We start from the raw sequence: 18,739 nt of genomic DNA, 5'->3' as shown, positions 1-18,739 counted from the left end.
TTGAGACGCTACTCTCAATACCCGCTTGGTCGTTAGGCACAATGTAACAAATTCGCTAACTCTTCGTCTTCCATTAACCAACCAATCAGAAAGATCTAATGCATGAAAATTTAAAGGAACGAAAAGAAACTTGGAAAACAATTTATATTTTTCTAGCTATTGTTACCATTATAAGTTCACTTTTCCATTATGCAATAGTTAATTTATACCCATCACGAATATATGTAGGGGGTTTAATGTGGAGTCCTGCCATCGCTACAATAATTACATTAAAAATAAAAGGACGCTCTATTTCCTCTCTAAATTGGAATTGGGGAAAATGGAAATATATTCGATTATCTTATTTCATTCCAGCTTTATATGGCCTAATAACTTATATACTAATCTGGGTTTTTGGCGTTGGAAGTTTGACAAATGGCGAAGCGATTACAGATTGGGGAAAAGATCTTGGTTTAATTGGAATAGGAACCTTAACCCCTGTATCAATTGCAATCATGGCTATTATCTTATTAGGAACTATTGAAGTAATACGAGCTGCAGCAACAACTTTAGGGGAAGAGATTGGATGGCGAGGTTTTTTCATTTATGAATTAAGAAAAGTTCTTTCCTTTACTGGCGTCTCCATTTTTAGCGGAATTATTTGGGCATCTTGGCATTGGCCATTAATTGTATATTATGGTGAAAATGTAATCTTGGAATTGACAACATTTTATGTTGTCATTGTCTCAATGTCATTTATTATGACTTACTACACATTCAAATCCAAAAGTCTATGGCCCGCAGTAATTTTTCACGCAGTAAGCAATGTATACATTCAAAAAATACTACCTGAATTAACAATTAAAAATGAAGGAACGGAACATTGGCTAGGCGAAAACGGAATTATGTTTGCAATCGTGACTTGTTTTTTTGGAATTTACTTCTGGAGAAAAGCGATTAAAGAAAAACTGTAACTGAAAACACAGCACCTAACTAATTTATGTGTCACATTGCCAAAATTTGGCTAACTTTAAAATCCACCACCAAATAAAACTCAGACGAAACAGCACACTGCACGAACTGGACATATTAAACGGGTATGGACGAATAGCGTCTAATTGCTCTAGTAGCCAGCTCAAATACTTTGAGACACTACTCGCAATACCCATCTGGCCCGTTAACATATTTTTGAAAATGAAGATTCACTACATATTAATATTAGTATTACTAACCGCTTGTCAAGGTCAGAATTCACAAATAGATAAACTGAAATCAGAAAACCAAATACTTAAAGACAAGATAACTAAGCTTGAAGACCAAAGTACTGTTCGTAAAAAAATTGAAGAGAATACACTTGTTACCTTAGCTAATACTGATGTTCAACAAATAACTTCAAAATTCAATCATCAGCAGTATCAAATCAAAATTTCATACCCCAAAAATTACTTTCTAAACAAAGAAAAAAAGTATCCTGTTTTATATGTAATTGATGCCGAAACTAATTTTGGAGGTATTAGCTATATTGTTCAAAGGCTTATTAAAGACAAACTAATCCCTGAAATTTTAGTGGTAGGTATAGCTTATGATACCGATTATAAAAACTTCTATAAACTTCGAAGTAGAGATTTGACACCAGTTGAAGATTCCGATTTGAGAATGGGAAACAAATCTGTTGATCCAACCGGAGGTGCCCCAAAATTTAGTGATTTTTTAGAATTTGAACTTTTTCCGTTCATCGAAAAAAACTATAGGATAAAAAAAGAGGACAGAGCAATCTATGGGCACTCCTATGGAGGACTTTATGGCTCTTATGCGCTATTAGAAAAGTCGCAACTTTTCAATAGATATCTACTGCTGGGGCCATCTTTATGGTTTAAGGATAAACTATTGGTGAATCAAGTCTCACAAAAGAATTTAACTTTTGGCAGAAAAACAAAGCTCTACATGGCTTCTGGTGAATTAGATTTAAGAATAAAGGATTATCAAGAAGAATTTGTTCAGTTACTAAAAGAAAAACATATACCGAAGCTAAGTATTGAATCAGAAGTTGTAGAAAATGAAACTCATAGAACCATTTTTGGGGTTGGGTTTACAAACGGATTGAGGTTCATATACAAAAAGTAAAACGTATACCAACATTGCTTATTACTTAGACCTACCTATACTATCGAATTATTCACGTTTTAATTATTTCTATTATTAAATAGTCTTGTCTTCGCTCGGAAATCTGATAAATTTTATATCCGATATCCCTAGAAAAATGGGTAGACGCAAAAGAATATTGGCATACTTCGGCTAGTGCCAACTAATTGGCCAGCACTGTTAGTTGCACATAAGAAAGACCAACTCACATAACATTGTTGAATGTATTTTGCTATATTTCTTTAAAATTAGCTCCCAACGCTGCAACCCACGCACTGCTTACGCAGCTGTCATACATAACCCGGCGTTAGAGACAATTAGAGAACCCAATGAAAACGATTACATTACCAGACGAATTAAACTTGAGTTCTTCTAAGTCTGTTGTGGTTTATGATTATGAAAGCATCACCGAAATATCGAAACAACAAATCTTATTAAATAAAAATACGTTCAGTTTTCTTCAAGAAGGAACGAAAGAAGTGTTTTTCGACAATTCTGCCTATGCGATTGATAATTCTCAATTTCTATTAATGAAATCTGGTCATTGTTTAATGACAGAGAAGCTCTCTAATGATTCAGAACATTATCGCAGTGTTCTATTTTTCTTTTCGAACGAAGAAGTTTTTAAATTTTTACGCAAATTCAAATTAGAGACCTCTAATTCTAAAAAACTGTACTCAACGTATTCGTTCAAGTATGATTCATTTATCAAAAGATTTGTTGAAAGTCTTTTAGATATATCCAAACTTTCTAAGTCGATTCAAGATAAAATTTTGAAAACAAAACTTGAGGAAATATTGCTTTACCTGATAGACATAAATGGGCTAGATTTTGTTTATTCCTTAATTAACAATAGTGATAATCAAAATCAAAAGTTCATTCAAACAGTAGAAAGCAACAGACTCAATAAACTCACCATAAAAGAGCTTTCTTTTCTATCCAATATGAGTGTATCTACTTTTAAGAGAGAGTTTGAGAAAAATTTCGACAGTTCACCTAGTAAGTGGTTTCAAGATAAAAGACTAGAACATTCAGCTTTTCTATTAAAAAACGAATCAAAAAGACCTTCAGATATTTTTGAAGAAATTGGATATGAAAACTTATCTAATTTTATTCAAGCCTTTAAAACGAAATTCGGGGTCACTCCAAAACAGTATCAATCAAATTGAGCTTTTATCAATACTTTTTGAACTTTTCTGATTAACCCAACACCTGAATTGCTGCCTAGATTTGTATCATAAATTAATAATTAAAAACAAATATTATGATAAAATCATTTCAAATCTTAACAGTGTTAATTGCTTTTTCAAGTTCTGTTTTCGGACAAAACACATTTACTTTGTCGAGTAATGACTTAGGAGGACAAGCTACAATTAATGAGGAGTTCAATGGCTTTGGTTGTACTGGCGAAAATCAGTCTCCTCAATTATCATGGAAAAATGCACCTGAAGGGACTAAAAGTTTTGCAGTAACCATGTATGACCCAGACGCACCAACTGGGAGTGGATGGTGGCATTGGGTAGTGTTTGATATTCCAGTAAGCACTAACGAATTAGTATCTGGAGCTGGAAATACAAAACTAAACTTAACACCTGAAGGCGTTATTCAGAGTATTACAGATTATGGAGCAACTGGTTATGGAGGTCCTTGCCCTCCTGAAGGACACGGTTTACACCAATATATAATCACAGTTTACGCTCTTAAAACAGATAAACTTGGTCTTAATGAAAGTACAAACCCTGCAGTAGTTGGTTATTACTTATGGAACAATACATTGGCTAAGGCGAGTATTGTTACTTATTATCAAAGAAGTAAGAAATAAAACTGTCTCTAACAAGATATAAAAGCAATAGCGGTTCGGGTGCAAACTCGAACCGTTTTCATTTAAACAAGTATATTGTAATAAGAGACCGATTGCCAAAATCGCCGCTAGCCTATCAACAAAACATATCAGTACGCTAAACCGCAATTCATTCACTGTTACTTTTATTTTAAGGGTGTTCATCGGTCGCTGCGCTCGGTGGTAGGTCTAATTTTAAGCCCAACAACAAAACGCAACAAGGATACGTCCGCTTGCGCGGACTACTTGGCGAACCATGTCAAGTTTGTTTTGCAAGCTTCATCGGTATAATGCTAGGGTTTTATTAATCATCTAAGTGGACCTTCAGGCAACCTTTTATTCAAAAATTTCATCTATCTAAGTAGAACTGAAATACAAAATTAAAATGAATAAATCAACCAAAGCCCTACTGATTATAATCATATCATTTGGGGCATATTTTGCTTTTGATGCTATTTTTTTCAAAGACATCAGAAAATGGCTCTTTGACCGCACAAATCAACTCGGAATCAGTCACATATTAACCTATTTGATAACCGGAATTCCTTTATTTTCTGTCACTTTACTGATTGGGAAAAGAACGGACTTTTTTCGAAATTTGGGTATTGACAAGTCAATAATGAAAGGACTTCTATTTGCACTGGCATGTACCTTGCCGATGTATGTGGGCTTTAGCTTCATTTTTGAATTCAACTCGGATATCTCCATAAACACAATTTTAATCGGAGTAGTTTCTGCAGGCTTTTTTGAAGAACTCTATTTTAGAGGCTTTTTATTTGGGTTGCCATTTAGAAAAACAAAGCTCGGATTTTTACTTTCGGTAATTTTCGGAGCACTTTACTTCGGATCTCTACATTTATACCAAAGTACTGAACTAGATGAGTTATTGGGTATATTTTTGGTTACCTTTTTAGGTGGTATCTTCTTTGCCTGGGCTTTTGCGGAGTGGAATTTTAATATTTGGATTCCTATATTTTTGCACATGCTAATGAATTTGGCTTGGGAACTATTTTCGGTTAGTGATAATGCACTTGGTGGTATTTATGCAAATGTATTTCGATTGCTAACTATTGCATTGGTAATTGTATTGACAGTACTTTACAAAAAAAGAAAAGGGTTAAAACTTACCATTAACAAAAAAAGCCTATCATTTCAAAAGAGTTAATCATTTAACTTATGAACATGTTTATTTTTATTATCATTTTGACTTTTGCCATTATTGCGCTTCTTGTATTAAAAAGGCGGACCGAAAAGGGTAAAAAAGAACCAAAAAATTGGAAGGTGTCCAAAAAAGGTAGGGACGCTATTAGCTATGAGCAAAAAGTTGACGGAGAATGGAAGTCCATTGAAATTGACGGAGAATTACTACTTGGCAAAACAAATCATGTCATTTACTTTAAAAGTAAAGATGAATGGACTGATTACCCTAAATGGGCTCAAAATCGCTCGGAAATCATACGACGAATTAAAATAGTCTTTCCCCCTACTCGAACGGAATACGAAAATGGATAAAAATTAATTTCACATAAATTTCTTGAACCAAACCCCAACTTAAAACCTATCTTTAAAGTTGTCTAGACTACCCTTTAAAAAATTGTATTAATTATACCAGCGTAACACTCCGTAACCAAAATAGTTCCCATTAATTAAAAACATTCAATACCCAATGATAAAATTCTTTAGAAAAATAAGAAGACGATTGCTCACTGAAAACAAATTCAGCAGCTATCTAATTTACGCCATTGGTGAAATTATATTGGTGGTCATCGGAATTTTGATTGCTTTACAAATTGACAACTGGAACCAAAAAAAGCAACTAAAAGAAGAGCAAGTAAAAACCCTAAAGAGTTTGCACAAGGCTATTAAAATTAATAGTATAGAGTTTGACACTATTTTTAATGCCCAAATATTAAGAAACAGAAGCCTGCAAGATGTTATTTTTACTGATGTTTCAAACCTCCCCAACACACATTTAGATTCGTTGATTAAGATTAATGTTAGAAACCACACCTTTGATCCCTCGACAGGAATTTATAATTCGATGATAAATTCAGGCAAAATAGAATTGGTAGCTAATGAACCCCTAAAGAATAGAATATCAAAATTGTATGATATTGTAAAAGACTATCAAGAAAGTGAAGATGAAATTACAGCGTACACCAAAGAACATTTAGAGGAGTATTACATTAACAATTATGAAATTGACCCAACTGTGTTAGCCGGACTCAGAGAGAGAACATACCTAGAAGAAGAGAGAGACAAAACGCTTTACAATAAAGCCTTTACATCGTTCAAAATTAAAAACATGTATATTTTACTTCTTAGTAAAATGGATGATGTAATACTAAAAGGAATAAACCTAAGCTCCGAATATCAAGAATTGATAAAAGACTTAGAAAATGAGATAGAGATCCAAAGCTAGCCATAATACATTTTTGGTTTTTTAATTTGTATTTTTAACCAATGCCCAACTACGATTATATCATTATCGGTGCAGGTGCACCCGGATTGCTTTTAGCAGATACCATGGGGCGTGATGATTTCTTCTCTAACAAAATAGGCCGTATAAGCACTAGCACTGTTTTGCCAACTTTCAACGATATTCTGTTTACAACAACCATTGGATTGGCTAAGACAGTCAAAACGAAAAGTTGTATATAGTACAAAGCTTCTCTTCGGAAAAAGAGATAAGACAAGTCTTTGAACAACTAGAAATCCGACTCAAAGTCTTTACCTCAAGACTACCAGAACAAAAATTCTTATCTTCAAACCAAACTGAGATTTTAACGGAATTTTGCTGTATAGCTTTACTGCCAGCATATATGGTCATAGACAAAAAGAATAAATGCGATGAAAGAAAACATTGGAATTGTATTGATTCATGGAGCCGGACTAGGTAATTATATTTGGAGCGAAACCATGAAACACTTCAAAGAGCCTATTCTTCCGATAAGCTTTCCAAATCGAGAAGTTGGAGACAAAGCCAATGCCAAACTTCTATTTGTAGATTACCTTAATGCTGCCATCGAGCAAATTGACAATTTGGCGGCAGACCGATTCATAATTGTTGCCCATTCTATAGGAGGTTGTATAGGTCTTAAAATAAGTGACCACTATAAAGAAAGAGTACTTAGCTTTATTGCTATAAGCGCTATACTGCCAAAAAATGGAAAGTCATTTACAAGTTGCTTTCCAATGCCTCAGAAATTTATTTTACCTATTATATTGAAACTGTTTGGCACAAAACCTCCGCAAAAAGTCATTAAAGAAGAATTGTGTAATGATTTAGAAATTTCACAATCAAAAGAAGTTATTGAAAGGTTTTCGCCAGAGTCAATAAAACTTTATACCACCAAGATTCACTACGGTTCATTACCAAAAAACACCCTATTTATAAAACTTTCAAATGATAAATCCGTTTCGCAAAACATGCAAAACAAAATGATTGAAAATCTAAACTGTAAAGAAGTAGTCGAATTAAATAGCGGACATTTACCAATGCTCGGCAAACCAAAACAGTTGGTAGAAATCATAAACAATTACCTAAATAAAACTGAAATCTACTTATGACCTTTTAAATAAGTAGCAATAAGAAATAACCTAAAGCTACCAAAGAAAGCCTTAAATCAAAGGGCAGTATTGTGTATTTTTGGCAAATGCCCAACTACGATTATATCATCATCGGTGCAGGCGCTTCCGGATTGCTATTAGCAGATGCCCTGGGGCGTGACGATTTCTTCTCTAACAAAAGCATTTTAATTCTTGACAAGGATATTAAAAATAGTAATGACCGCACTTGGTGCTTTTGGGAAAACGGGCCTGGTGAATTTGATGCTATTCTTCATAAAACATGGCCAGAAATTTATTTTGCAGGTAATGAGCTCGAACTGGCCACTTCAATAGATCCGTATCAATACAAAATGCTTAGAGGTATTGATTTTTATGATCAATATCTTGAAAAGGTAAAGAGCTATGCCAATGTTACTTTTATCCAAGAAAGCGTTAGTGCCATAGTAGATAGAGAAGCTGAGGTGCAGGTGAAAACCGAAGGTTCTTCATATATCGCAAAAAAAGTATTTAATAGTATTTTTGATTACAAAAAACTTTTAAATCAAACCAAATATCCAGTACTGCAACAGCACTTTTTGGGTTGGTTTATAAAAACGGAGAAGCCTGTATTCAATACTGAGCAAGCTACCTTTATGGATTTTTCCATTCCCCAAAAAGAAAATACCCGTTTCATGTATGTTTTGCCTTTTTCGGAAACCCAGGCCTTGGTAGAATACACGCTTTTTTCAGAAAACACTTTAGAAAAAGAGGAATATGAAAATGCGATAAAATCGTATTTAAAAGATAAACTGGCCGTAGCTGAATATACCATTACCGAGGTCGAACAAGGCAATATACCGATGACCTGTTTTGACTTTTCCAAGGGCAATTCTGAAAATATTTTAAATATCGGTATTGCCGGTGGTTGGGCCAAGCCCAGCACTGGCTATACCTTCTACAATTCTACCAAAAAAGTAAAAGAGTTGGTCGCTTACTTAAAATCGGGTAAATCTTTATCCGATTTCTCAAAAAAAACACGTTTTTGGTATTACGACCTATTGCTACTCGATATTCTGCAAAGTGACAACCATTTAGGAGGTTCTATTTTTGAGGCCATGTTCAAAAAAAGAAAACCACAATTGATATTAAAGTTCTTGGATGAGGAAACTACCTTTTGGGAAGAACTTCAAATCATTTGGGCATGCCCAAAATCACCCTTTGTAAAGGCTTTGTTTAAACGGTTGCTTAGATACTAAGGCGACTTGATACTCGTTTTATACTAACAAGCTGGTTCTTATGAAAAATTTATTTTTTGTACCATTAGTCTTTCTTGTTTTTTCATGTTCAAATGACGCAGAAAGAATCGATGAAGAGGAAAACCTAGAAACTAACGCCAATTTTGTTTTTGAAGATAGTTTTGAGACAAGTTCTAACGACTTTTCACTGCTATTTCCAAACGATAATTCGCGATGGACGACGGTGCAGTTGATAAGTCCAAACCGTAACACAAATAGTTTAGGTTTATCTTCAAATATAGTAAGTGACGGAAATCAGTCACTCGTTATTCAATCAAAGCAATCAGATGAGATTTTATCCAAGGCCGATATAGAAAAAGGAGGGTTCAGTGCAGCAACAAATAGTAAAGTGACCATTGAAGCAGATTATTATATTGATTCTGACGCAAACCTTGAAAACCTTTTTCTCTTAGATTTAGAGTGTTGTTCTTGTTGGGATCCTGAAGTAGATGCGGATCCATCTGTAGATGGTGATAACAAGTGTCCAGGAATTCGTCTAATGCTGTCTGGCGGTGATGATTATTTAGCTATTGAACGAGGAAAAATTGCAGGTACGACCCTAAGGCAGTCCTCCTTTAAGTTTCCAAGAAAAGAGTGGGTAACCATTAGATGGGAATTGGTTCTCTCACCTAATGAAGATGGTGCGAACAAGGTATTTTTAAATGGAGACCAAATTTTATCGGAAGATGGAATGAACATGCCAAACGCTCAAGTATTTCGTGATGTATTCGCAGAAAACAATATCGATTTTGAGTTACAGCAACCTGTTGTTTATGAAAGAATTCAAGTAGGCGCAACTGCAAATCCGAATGCTGAGGATTTAACTATTTATGTGGACAATTTTGCGATGACAATAGAAAATAACTAAACCGTTCTCTGCATTAAGTTCTCGCCAAAAAATTTTAAAATCTCTTTTCGTTCTTCTGGCAGATTTAGCTGTTTTAAACACTCAAAAGCACGCTGCGTATAGCCTTCAATTTCTTTCTTTGTCATATTTACCGAACCACTCTGTTCAAAAACAGTTTTTATAGCCTCAATTTTTTCTGTGGGGTCACTTGGCGCTATCGAATAAAGATGCAATAAGGTCTCTCGCTCAGCAGCACTTGACAATTCTAAGGCTTTTAAATATAAAAATGTCTTCTTATTCTCAATAATATCGCCACCAACTTGTTTGCCGAAGGTTTCTGGATCTCCGAAAGCATCCAAATAATCATCTTGCAACTGAAAGGCAATTCCCAAGTTTCTACCAAACTCATAAACCAAATTCTGGTTTTCTTTTGAGCCGCCTGCTATAATTGCACCCATTTTCATAGCGGCAGCGACCAAAACAGCGGTTTTGTATTCAATCATTTTAAGGTACTCAGGTATGGTAACATCATCCCTGGTTTCAAAATCTACATCATACTGTTGGCCTTCACAGACCTCAATAGCGGTTTTACTAAAAAGCTGAACCAACTCTTTAAAAGTGGCATCTGAATATCCTTCAAAATACTGATACGAATTAATGAGCATGGCATCGCCCGAAAGAATACCTGTGTTAATATCCCACTTTTCATGTACCGTTGCCTTTCCTCTTCGTAAAGGGGCGTCATCCATGATATCGTCATGCACTAAAGAAAAATTATGAAACACCTCAATCGCCAGAGCCGCATCCAAAGCATTTTTATAATCACCTTCAAATAATTCTGTCGTCAATAGTGCAAGCACAGGTCGTAATCGCTTTCCACCAAGACCTAAAATATAATCAATAGGTTCATATAGGTTGTGCGGTTCTTTTGTTTGAACCTTTTTCTCAAGATAATTTATGAACTCATCTCTATAGAATTCTATGGGCTGCATCTTTCAAATTTTGCTCAAAAATACACGCATTGTTACAAATAGACCTTAAAAGCGTCGTATTTGAGTAGAAAAATTGCCTTTAAATGCAATAGAAATCAAAATCATCGTCTTAACAAAAGAAGACCAATAGCAAAAACCTTAAATGGTTTCTCGAAAAGAAAACAACAACCTAAACAACTTCTTTAAAGAAGAGTACAATGCACTCAAAGGGTATGTGCGTTCAAAAATAGAACACACCTCAGAGAGTGATGCCGATGATATTATACAAGATGTTGCCTTAAGAATATTTTCGAGACCAAAAGATGCCCTGCCCATAACTAACATTGGGGGTTTTGTCTATAGTGCCATACGCAATAAGATTATTGATGTAATGCGGGTCAAAAAAGAGCGCATATATGATGAAAAAACCTTGGAACAACTATGGTCTGATTTTGCAGAAGTTTTCTATGAAAGTATGGACCAAGAATATTCAGAAAACTTAAAAGCAAACCTTAAAAAAGCTATTCTTCAACTAACACCTGCCTATCGCGATATGATCATTGCGGTTGATTTTGAAGGGTATACTTATAGGGAGATTTCTGAGGAAACCGGAATAGCGCAAGGCACCCTAATGTCTCGAAGACATAGGGCCTTATCAATATTGTATAAAGAACTAGAACTAAAAAAATAAAATTCAAGATTATGGATTACAAAAATCATTTAGAAAAACGCATGAAAAGCAGAGCGGAGTACTACGTAACCAAAGGGGTGAAAATATTCTTTTTCATCGTTCTTGCCATAGCATTTTTACTGCTCATGAATTACGTTTTCATGTTGCTATGGAACTGGCTAATGCCTGAGCTTTTTGCCCTACCGACCATAGACTACTGGAAAGCATTGGGCCTTATTGTGCTGGCCAAAATAATTTTTGGCTTTGGCTTTGGTGATTCCGACGGACCTGGCGGTAAGAAGAAAATCAATAAAAAAAGATTTGAAGAAAAAAAATGCAGCTGGCGGAATGATTTTTCTGACTGGAAACATTATGATGCATTTTGGCAAGAAGAGGGCGAAAAAGCCTATCAAGATTATATGGAACGAAAGCGAAACGAAAATATATCATAATGGTAGAAGATAAAAAAGGCCCTAATTCAAGGCAGGCCAAATATCGATTCAAATCTTTTTTCTGGAGTTTAAACCAAAAATCAACGTTCCGGTCCAATTCTGAAATTCAAAATCGTCATAATGATGACATTCAACATAAAAAGAAAGAAAATTAAGGTTATGTTAAAAAAATGCAAAACCTAGGAAACTTTTTTTGTTCCTAAAGTTTCCATCTTACATTTGTACCTCAATTATGAGAGAAAAAATCTTACAGAGAGCAACTGACCTATTCTTAAACCTAGGTTTTAAAAGCGTTACTATGGACGATTTGGCCAATGAAATGGCCATATCTAAAAAAACTATCTATTCCCATTTTGAGAACAAGACCAAATTAGTTGAAGAGTGTACCATGTGCGTTTTTTGTGCTATCTCAGATGGTATAGACTACATTATCTCTCTCAAGAAAAATCCCATTGAGGAACTTTACGAGATAAAAAAGTTTGTGATGGTCCAGTTAAAAGAAGAAAAATCATCGCCCAGCTATCAACTACAAAAGTATTATCCAAAACTGCATCACAATTTAAAGAACAAGCAGTTTGAAGTAATGCAAAAGTGTGTTGTAGATAATGTAAAAAGAGGTGTCGATTTAGGTATCTACAGGGCTAATCTAGATGTCGATTTTATCGCACGTATTTATTTTAGTGGTGTTACCAGCATTAAGGAAGAGTCTTTATTTCCCCATCAAAAGTTTCCCATGACGTATTTAATGGATAATTACCTAGAATACCACCTACGTGGCATAGTTACGCCCAAAGGACGAAAAAAACTAAATGAAATCATCAATTCAAACCAAGAATAAATGCGAACACTTACAAAACTACTGTTCATCCAATTAGTATGGTCCGTGCCATTAATGGCACAAGAAAAAGACAATTCATTCTCTTTAGATGAAGCTATTGCCTATGCTTTAGAACATAATTACGAAGCGATAAATGCAGGCCGTGATTTGGTGGATGCCCAAAAACAAAAATGGGAGACCATTGCTACCGGTCTACCTCAGATAGAAGGTGCGGTTTCTTATCAAAATCAGTTGAAGCAGGCACAATCTCAGTTCCCATCTATTCTAATTCCAGAACAATTTTTACCTCCTGGTGTAGAGCAAGACCCTAATGTTTTTGTACCCATAATTTTTGGTCAGCCCCAACAAATGAATGCGACAGCCACCCTTCGCCAACAAATTTTTGATGGTTCTTACATTGTAGGTGTGCAGGCCACACAGGCTTTTCTGCGATATAGCAGAAACTTTAAGGAAAAGACCGATTTAGAAGTTAAAACGGCAGTGGTTGAGGCATACGGCAATGTGCTTTTGACCAAAGAAAACGTACTTATCTTAGAAAAGAATAAAAAAACACTTGAAGACAACCTGTACGAGACCAAAAAAATCTATGAGAACGGTCTTGGTGATGAAGAAAGTGTTGATCAATTGCAAATCACTTTATCATCGATCGACAATCAACTGAAAAATGCAAGGAGGTTGGAAAAAATCACCATGCAGATGCTCAACTTAATGATGGGGCTTCCTTTGGATAATCCTACCGTTTTGACTGAAGACTTAGATGAACTTACCCAACAACAAATAGATTTCGGCTTGTTGGACACTCAATTTCTTTTAGAGGATAACACCGATTTTAAAATTGTTAAAAACCTAAACGAACAGCGCGAACTAGAACTAAAATTGGCCAAGAGCAGGGCCTTGCCTACCCTAAATGCATTTGTAAATTACGGAGGTCTTTCATTTGGTGACAATTTTACCTTTTTTGATAGTGGGCAAGATTGGTTCGGTTTCTCTACATTAGGCGTTGATTTACGCATCCCAATTTTCAGCTCATTGGGAAGAAGTGCCTCTACGCAGCGAGCAAAAATTGCCTTCGAAAAAGCAAAAACACAGTTGACCCAGGCCCAATCGCAATTAATGCTTCAGCACGAAAGTGCAAAGAGTGATTACGTATTTGCCATTGAGCAATACCAAACAACAAAGGACAATCTCAACTTAGCGGAACGTATTGAAAACAAAAATCAGGTGAAATATGCTGAAGGCCTAGCCACTAGTTTTGAACTGCGACAAGCACAGACGCAACTTTATACTACGCAACAAGAATATTTACGTTCAATGGTCGATGTCATCAATCGCAAGACCAAACTCGAAAATATTTTGAATACAAATCAATAAACTCATCAACTACTAAACATAAAGACAATGAAAAAAATAATTCAACTATCAATCTTAGGTATCTTAATTGCCTCTTGTGGCGGTGGTGCCAGCGGTTCTGTTGAGGACGTCATATCAAGTAAGGACTTGAACACAATGCGCGCCAAAAGAACTGCTATGAACCAAGAGCTAAAAGCTTTGGAGGACCAGGTAAAACAACTGGACTCAGCTATCAGTGAACTGGACGATAACGCCAAATTACCCTTAGTATCCACAATGCAGGTAGAAAAACAAGTATTTAACCATTATCTAGAATTGCAAGGCGATGTGATGACAGACCAAAATGTCTTGGTGTATCCCGAAATGGCAGGAACACTTTATCGTGTTTATGTCAAAGAAGGACAACGGGTTTCAAAAGGACAGCTTCTAGCCTCTATCGATGACGGTGGACTTTCCAGTCAATTGGCACAGTTAAAGACCCAACAAGCATTGGCAAAAACCACATTTGAGCGCCAAAAACGATTATGGGACCAAAATATAGGTTCAGAAATACAGTACCTGCAGGCAAAAACCCAATACGAAGCGCAACAAAGTGCTGTGAAGCAATTAGAAAGTCAAGTAGGTAAATCTTCTATTCGCGCCCCTTTCTCAGGTATTATTGATGATATTATTAAGGATCAAGGAACAGTGGTCAGCCCCGGACCAGGTTCTGAAGTCTTCAGAATTGTAAATCTTAGCGATATGTACATTGAGGTAGAGGTGCCAGAAGCACATTTGGCCAATGTTACGCCCGGCAAAATGGTTCAAGTTTATTTTCCGGTCTTAGGTGACAGCGTAACTACAAAAGTTAGACAGACAGGTAACTTTATTAACCCCGGAAACAGGTCGTTCAGTGTTGAAATTCCTGTCCTAAATAAAGACGGAAAAATAAAACCAAATCTTACTGCAATTGCCAAAATCAACGACTATACGAGTGATGAGGCAATATTGATTCCGCAAAGCGTGGTATCTGAAAATGCGTTGGGTGAACAATATGTGTACTTGACCAAAGAAAATGGTTCTGATACTGAATTGGTTTCCAAAAAAACGATCATAAAATTGGGCAAAACACAGGGAGATAATGTAGAGGTGCTGTCAGGTCTTTCGGCGGGAGATAATATCATTGTTGAAGGGGCCCGAAGTGTGAGGGACAATCAATTAGTAAAAGTTCAAAATTCTAAAGGCTAACGCCTAAAAACCAAAGACTTAAAGCATGGACAAAGCCAAAAAAAATGCCGACAAAGAGTTTAAGCTCTCTTCTTGGGCCATAGATAATCCATCGGTCATCTATGTGATGATAGGTATCTTTCTTTTCATTGGAATCTCATCCTATTTTGCGATGCCAAGGGAAGAATTTCCGGAGGCCGTCGAGACCAAGATTTACATAAGTACCATCTACCCTGGTAACACTGCCGAGGATATGGAACGATTGATTACCGATCCTCTTGAAGAGCGACTAAAAAATGTAAGTAATTACGTAGAGATGACTTCTACTTCGCAAGAAGATTATTCTATGGTCGTTGTAGAGTTTGATGAAAACATTACCGTTGAAAATGCCAAGCAAGAGGTAAAAGACGAGGTAGATGCTGAGAAAGCAGGTGAAGACTGGCCCATTTTTAATGGTGCTAAAGTAGAGCCTAACGTTTTTGACCTGAATCTTGCCGAATCTTTTCCTATTCTAAATGTAAATTTAAAAGGAGACTATCCGGTCGAAAAACTCAAGGAATTTGCTGAATATCTTGAAGATGAGATTGAGAATTTAGAGGAAGTCAAACAGGTTGATATTCGTGGTGCGCAAGAGAAAGAAGTTGAAGTTGCGGTAGATATCAATAAAATGATGGCTGCCAAAATCAATTTTGATGATGTAATCCAAGCCATAGGCAATGGAAATATGACCATGTCTGCAGGTAACCTTATCACCAGTGGACAAAGAAGAACCATAAGAATTACTGGGGAAATTGAAAAGCCATCTGAATTGGACGATTTTGTGGTGAAATCAGAAAACGGAACGGTTTATTTAAAAGATATCGCCAAGGTAACTTTTGAAGAAGAGGACAAAAACACTTACGCACGTGAGATGGGTGAAAGTGTTGTGATGCTTGATATCAAAAAACGATCGGGCAAAAACGATGTAATTGCCATTGAAAAAATCCGTGATATTGTTGCCGAGGCACAAAAAGACACACTTCCTGGAGATTTGGAGGTAACTTTTGCCAACGACAGTAGCAGTACTACTTTAAATCAAGTTGACGACTTGGTGAACAATATCATCTTCGGAATCATTTTAGTGGTTACGGTATTGATGTTCTTTTTAGGGTTTAGAAATGCACTTTTCGTTGGGTTCGCAATTCCTATGTCCATGTTCATGTCCTTCATGATTCTTTCAGCATTGGGCTACACCCTGAACACTATGATTCTTTTTGGACTCATCATGGGTCTCGGAATGCTTGTGGATAATGGGGTCGTAGTTGTGGAAAACGTATATCGTTTGATGGAACAAGAAGGTATGTCACGAAAAGAAGCTGCAAAAAAGGGGATTGGTGAAATCGCTATCCCTATTATTATTTCGACAGCAACTACTGTTGCGGCTTTTGTTCCATTAGGAATGTGGCCTGGCATTATGGGTGAGTTTATGATTTATTTCCCCATCACACTTTCAGTTGTGCTTGGGTCCTCATTATTCGTAGCGATTTTTATGAATTCGATGTTGGTATCGCAATTTATGGAGGTCGGTGAAAAAAACTTGACCAGAAAACAACTGATTAAAATTAGCGCCATATTAGGTGGCTTTGGACTTTTTATCCTACTGTTAGGAGGTCCAGTGCGTGGTTTGGGTACGTTAATGATTGTTGTTGCCATCCTGTTTTGGATTTATAAATACTTTTTAAAACCTTGGTCGACCCGTTTTCAAAAAAATAGCTTGGTACGTTTGGAAAACTGGTATGAAAAAAGATTGAAACATGCGCTTCGAGGTAAGAACGTGTATTGGTATTTTGGGGTAACCATGATTTTATTGGTAGCCGCGTTTATGACCTTTGGGGCTTCGGTAGGCAGCCAACGTACCAAAGTGGAGTTCTTTCCTGATAATACCCCCAAGGAAATATACGTCTATATCGAATATCCTCAAGGTACAGATATTGATAAGACCAATATCTTAACCAAGGATATTGAAGAGCGTGTGTACGATATCATTGATGATCAACAATATTTAAAAACCGATGGTGAAAACTATTTGGTGGACACTGGAGTTTCACAAGTAGGAAAAGGGGCTGAAAACCCTTTTACAGAAGGAGGTTCAGCAGCCGAGATGCCACACCGAGGCAAGATTACGCTTTCTATGCAAGAATTTAAGTTCAGGGAAGGTTTGGATACCGAAAAACTAAGGCTTCGCATACAAAATGCATTGGCCGATGTATATCCTGGGGTTACGATTTCTGTGGAAAAAGACGCCGTGGGTCCACCAGCTGGCTATCCCGTGAACATTGAATTAATAGGTCAGAATTATGATACTTTGATAAACGTTGCTGAGCGAATGCGCATCTTCATCAACTCAAAAAGTATTGATGGTATGGAAGGCCTAAAAGTCGACGTAAATAAAAGCAGCCCTGGCATGGAGGTACTTGTTGATCGTCAAAAAGCCGGAGAGCTAGGCGTATCTGTTGGACAAGTAGGGCAACAACTAAGAAGATCTTTGTTTGGTAACAAAGCCGGCGTTTACAAAAAAGATGGTGAAGACTACGACATTAATGTGCGTTTTAATGAAGATCTGCGCTACAACACCAGTGCCTTGTTCAACCAGAATATGATTTTTAGGGATCCTGCTACGGGGCAAATCAAAGAAATACCCATTTCTGCAGTTGCTTCACGAAAAAATACTTCTTCGTTCAATGCAATAAAACATATAGATGGGCAACGTGTAGTGACCGTATATTCAGGTTTAAAACCAGGCGGTAATGCCAATATTATAGTTGACCAGATCAAAAAAGAAATGGAAAACTTTAAGGGTATGCCTGCTGGGGTTAAAATCGACTACACTGGTGAGCTTGAAGAACAGGCGAAACAGCAAGCATTTTTAATGGGTGCTTTCTTCTCTGGTTTAGGTTTGATTATGCTTATTTTAATTTTCCAATTCGGGGGCATCTCAAAACCTGCAATTATTATGATGGCCATATTTCTAAGTTTCATCGGGGTTTTTGGTGGAATTGTAGCTACAGGTTGGCCCTTTGTAATCATGATGACGATGATGGGTATCATTTCATTAGCGGGAATTGTGGTCAACAACGGTGTAGTACTGCTGGATTATACCCAAATATTGATTGATCGAAAAAAGGTGAACATAGGTATATCTGATAGTGAATTGTTGTCTCGTGAAGAGGTAACCGATATCATTATCAAAGGAGGAAAAGCCAGGTTACGACCAGTAATATTGACTGCAATTACTACAGTGCTGGGGTTAATTCCACTAGCCACAGGATTAAACATCAACTTTATTACACTTTTCGGTCAATTTGACCCGCAGGTCTATGTGGGTGGTGATAATGTGATTTTCTGGGGTCCATTGGCATGGACGGTCATCTTCGGATTAATAGTGGCTACCTTTTTAACCTTGATTATAGTTCCGGTTTTATTCAATATAGTGTACCGTATAAAATTAAGGATTAAGGGAAGTTATAAGAAAAATACGTCCAACGAAGAAAAAATAGCCGTAGCGGCTTAATCTTAAAAGGTTCAATAAAAAAGCCCCGTGATTTTACATCACGGGGCTTT

General features: G+C 36.4%; 18 protein-coding genes. 17 read left to right on the top strand and 1 reads right to left on the bottom strand.

All coding sequences use genetic code 11. From position 1 onward, the window contains the following. Positions 1-98 precede the first annotated feature (98 nt). The 11 genes from ACZ1GR_RS11345 to ACZ1GR_RS11295 all read left to right on the top strand — a co-directional run bounded on the left by ACZ1GR_RS11345 (position 99) and on the right by ACZ1GR_RS11295 (position 9,673). Positions 99-953, top strand: coding sequence for a CPBP family intramembrane glutamic endopeptidase (locus ACZ1GR_RS11345; RefSeq protein WP_472609086.1), 855 nt, complete (start codon positions 99-101; stop codon positions 951-953). 220 nt (positions 954-1,173) lie between these two features. Continuing rightward, positions 1,174-2,103: an alpha/beta hydrolase gene (locus ACZ1GR_RS11340; RefSeq protein ID WP_472609085.1), complete on the top strand. Its 930-nt coding sequence runs from the start codon at positions 1,174-1,176 to the stop codon at positions 2,101-2,103. Between the two features lie 347 nt (positions 2,104-2,450). Further along, positions 2,451-3,290, top strand: a complete 840-nt coding sequence (locus tag ACZ1GR_RS11335; RefSeq protein ID WP_472609084.1) for a helix-turn-helix domain-containing protein — start codon at positions 2,451-2,453, stop codon at positions 3,288-3,290. Positions 3,291-3,385: 95 nt separating this feature from the next. Further along, on the top strand, positions 3,386-3,943 hold the full coding sequence (locus ACZ1GR_RS11330; RefSeq protein WP_472609083.1) for a YbhB/YbcL family Raf kinase inhibitor-like protein: 558 nt from the start codon (positions 3,386-3,388) through the stop codon (positions 3,941-3,943). Positions 3,944-4,346: 403 nt separating this feature from the next. After that, positions 4,347-5,126 (top strand): lysostaphin resistance A-like protein, encoded by a 780-nt coding sequence (locus ACZ1GR_RS11325; RefSeq protein WP_472609082.1) that lies wholly within the window; start codon positions 4,347-4,349, stop codon positions 5,124-5,126. Between the two features lie 11 nt (positions 5,127-5,137). Further along, entirely contained in the window at positions 5,138-5,473 is a 336-nt protein-coding gene (locus tag ACZ1GR_RS11320; protein WP_472609081.1) for a hypothetical protein, read from the top strand. Between the two features lie 154 nt (positions 5,474-5,627). After that, positions 5,628-6,383: a DUF6090 family protein gene (locus ACZ1GR_RS11315; protein WP_472609080.1), complete on the top strand. Its 756-nt coding sequence runs from the start codon at positions 5,628-5,630 to the stop codon at positions 6,381-6,383. 41 nt (positions 6,384-6,424) lie between these two features. Beyond that, positions 6,425-6,622, top strand: coding sequence for a hypothetical protein (locus tag ACZ1GR_RS11310; protein ID WP_472609079.1), 198 nt, complete (start codon positions 6,425-6,427; stop codon positions 6,620-6,622). 189 nt (positions 6,623-6,811) lie between these two features. Next, positions 6,812-7,531: an alpha/beta fold hydrolase gene (locus ACZ1GR_RS11305; protein ID WP_472609078.1), complete on the top strand. Its 720-nt coding sequence runs from the start codon at positions 6,812-6,814 to the stop codon at positions 7,529-7,531. Between the two features lie 86 nt (positions 7,532-7,617). Beyond that, positions 7,618-8,766: a lycopene cyclase family protein gene (locus tag ACZ1GR_RS11300; RefSeq protein WP_472609077.1), complete on the top strand. Its 1,149-nt coding sequence runs from the start codon at positions 7,618-7,620 to the stop codon at positions 8,764-8,766. Positions 8,767-8,806: 40 nt separating this feature from the next. Beyond that, the gene (locus tag ACZ1GR_RS11295) at positions 8,807-9,673 is read left to right on the top strand and encodes a hypothetical protein (protein ID WP_472609076.1); all 867 of its coding nucleotides are present in this window, start codon (positions 8,807-8,809) and stop codon (positions 9,671-9,673) included. Here ACZ1GR_RS11295 and ACZ1GR_RS11290 read toward each other — a convergent pair. Beyond that, positions 9,670-10,644 carry a polyprenyl synthetase family protein gene (locus ACZ1GR_RS11290; RefSeq protein WP_472609075.1) on the bottom strand — a complete coding sequence of 325 codons (975 nt, stop codon included), beginning with the start codon at positions 10,642-10,644 and terminating at the stop codon, positions 9,670-9,672. The genes ACZ1GR_RS11295 and ACZ1GR_RS11290 overlap by 4 nt on opposite strands. Before the next feature lie 142 nt (positions 10,645-10,786). Between ACZ1GR_RS11290 and ACZ1GR_RS11285 the strand changes: the two genes are divergently transcribed. The 6 genes from ACZ1GR_RS11285 (at position 10,787) to ACZ1GR_RS11260 (ending at position 18,689) form a co-directional block, all read left to right on the top strand. Beyond that, complete coding sequence (locus ACZ1GR_RS11285) at positions 10,787-11,314, top strand: RNA polymerase sigma factor (protein ID WP_472609074.1); 528 nt, start codon at positions 10,787-10,789, stop codon at positions 11,312-11,314. An 11-nt stretch (positions 11,315-11,325) separates the two neighbouring features. Next, positions 11,326-11,745 (top strand): hypothetical protein, encoded by a 420-nt coding sequence (locus ACZ1GR_RS11280; protein WP_472609073.1) that lies wholly within the window; start codon positions 11,326-11,328, stop codon positions 11,743-11,745. A gap of 232 nt (positions 11,746-11,977) precedes the next feature. Further along, positions 11,978-12,583: a TetR/AcrR family transcriptional regulator gene (locus ACZ1GR_RS11275; RefSeq protein WP_377766807.1), complete on the top strand. Its 606-nt coding sequence runs from the start codon at positions 11,978-11,980 to the stop codon at positions 12,581-12,583. Then, positions 12,584-13,954 (top strand): TolC family protein, encoded by a 1,371-nt coding sequence (locus ACZ1GR_RS11270; protein WP_472609072.1) that lies wholly within the window; start codon positions 12,584-12,586, stop codon positions 13,952-13,954. A 27-nt stretch (positions 13,955-13,981) separates the two neighbouring features. Next, positions 13,982-15,160: an efflux RND transporter periplasmic adaptor subunit gene (locus ACZ1GR_RS11265; RefSeq protein ID WP_472609071.1), complete on the top strand. Its 1,179-nt coding sequence runs from the start codon at positions 13,982-13,984 to the stop codon at positions 15,158-15,160. A gap of 25 nt (positions 15,161-15,185) precedes the next feature. Next, on the top strand, positions 15,186-18,689 hold the full coding sequence (locus ACZ1GR_RS11260) for an efflux RND transporter permease subunit (RefSeq protein WP_472609070.1): 3,504 nt from the start codon (positions 15,186-15,188) through the stop codon (positions 18,687-18,689). The last annotated feature ends 50 nt before the right edge of the window (positions 18,690-18,739 follow it).

This window comes from Croceitalea sp. W27, from assembly GCF_055693185.1.
The sequence above is the reverse complement of the archived record's forward strand: the minus strand, read 5'-3'. Positions and strand labels throughout refer to the sequence as shown.